The organism is Bacteroides gallinaceum, assembly GCF_030373775.1.
In the GTDB taxonomy this organism is placed as follows: Bacteria; Bacteroidota; Bacteroidia; order Bacteroidales; family Bacteroidaceae; genus Phocaeicola; species Phocaeicola excrementipullorum.
Map to the genome: position 1 here is coordinate 1 of NZ_JAUDEN010000062.1, position 1,698 is coordinate 1,698.

General features: G+C 40.0%; 1 protein-coding gene. It reads left to right on the forward strand.

Annotated features, from left to right (window positions below):
- Positions 1-111: 111 nt before the first annotated feature.
- The gene (locus QUW60_RS14915; protein WP_434736876.1) at positions 112-1,671 is read left to right on the forward strand and encodes an IS1634 family transposase; all 1,560 of its coding nucleotides are present in this window, start codon (positions 112-114) and stop codon (positions 1,669-1,671) included.
- Positions 1,672-1,698 lie beyond the last annotated feature (27 nt).

Here is a 1,698-nt window from a genome sequence, read left to right on the forward strand (position 1 = left end):
CTGACTTTATCACTTTTTTAAAATTTTCTCATGAACCTGCCCTATAGGTATCTGTAGCAGTGTTTTTAAGTCTAATTTGGGTGACGCACGGGAATTTTGTATCTTCGTGCTATGTTTGTGCGTAGGAAAAAGAATCGATCCGGCTCGACCAGTGTTGTTGTCGCCGATAAGAGTTCCGGTAGATTTACGGAACTCCATGTCATAGGTGTGGGTACAACCGAGGATGAAATTCGTAAACTTGTAAATGAAGGAAAGAATTGGATAGCCCATTACGGTGGACAGCAAACCATAAACTTCCCTGATGATGAGTGTGAAAAACTAAGACGGGAAGAGAATTCAATGACAGAGTACATAGTATCCAATATAATAAGTACTTCTCTGAATTCACCTCAGAGAATCATCAATAAAGTTTACGATAAAATCGGATTCAATATCATACAGGATGAGGAACTACGTCATCTTGTAGTATCCAGAATATGCTCTCCCATGAGCAAGAAGGCCACAGTGGATTATCTGAGACGGCATTTCAAGGAAGAGGTCAGTTTACAGAAGATTTATCGTTATCTTGACAAACTATATAATACCCAGCAGGGACTCGTGCAGGAGATAAGTGTTAAGCATACAAAAAGATTGTTTGGCGGGAATTTAGGGATTCTTTTCTACGATGTCACAACCCTTTATTTTGAGACAACGAATAAGGACGAGTTACGGGAATCCGGTTTTTCCAAAGATGGTAAAAATGCAAATTCACAAGTTGTTTTAGGACTTCTTGTCAGTCGTGGAGGATATCCTTTGTCTTATTCCCTGTTTAACGGTTCACAATATGAGGGATATACAATGCTTCCCATCGTAGATGATTTTGTTCAAAGATTCAATCTCGGCAATGATTTTGTAGTAATTGCAGACTCCGGACTTATGAGCGCAAAGAATGTAAAGCTACTCCGTGATGGTGGGTATAAGTATATAATAGGTGCCAGGATAAAGAAGGAATCCGCCCGGATAATGGAAAAAATAATTGCAACAGAGCGTCGGTGTGGGGTGTTCAATGATATCAAATATCCGGATGGAGGCAGGCTTATTGTTGGATACTCTGATGAAAGAGCCAAGAAGAACGCATTCGATAGAGAACAAGGTGTGGAAAGGCTAAGAAAACGTTTTTCTACGGGAACACTGACTAAGGCGGACATCAACAAACGAGGCTACAACAAGTTCCTTTCAGTCAGTTCTGGAATTACAGTCTGCATAGATGAGGAAAAGATAAAGAAAGATGCAATATGGGATGGATTAAAAGGGTATAAGACAAATACGGATCTAAGTCCGGAGAAAGTCTATGAAGCCTATCAGAATCTATGGAATGTGGAACGGTCGTTTCGTATTACCAAAGGTACACTGGATGTAAGACCGATGTTCCATTTCACGCCAAGAAGAATTGAAGCTCATGTTTGTATATGTTTCGTTGCTTTGAAAGTATACAAGGAACTTGAAAGGCTATTAAAATTGTCTGGGTGTCCATACTCTGTAGATGAAACACTCAAGATAGCCGAGACTATAGTTACTATTGAGATTGCACGTCCGGAGAATAAAGACACTATAACAAAAACTCTCTGCCTCACAGAGGAGGAGAGAGCTATAGCTTACCTCATTGATACTGATGACTGGTTAGAGTTATGATTTGGGTGACGCAATGATAAAGTCAGG

Coding starts and splice junctions, on each gene's coding strand:
- QUW60_RS14915 (WP_434736876.1), top strand. CDS start 112: ATGTTTGTGCGTAGGAAAAAGAATCGATCCGGCTCGACCAGTGTTGTT.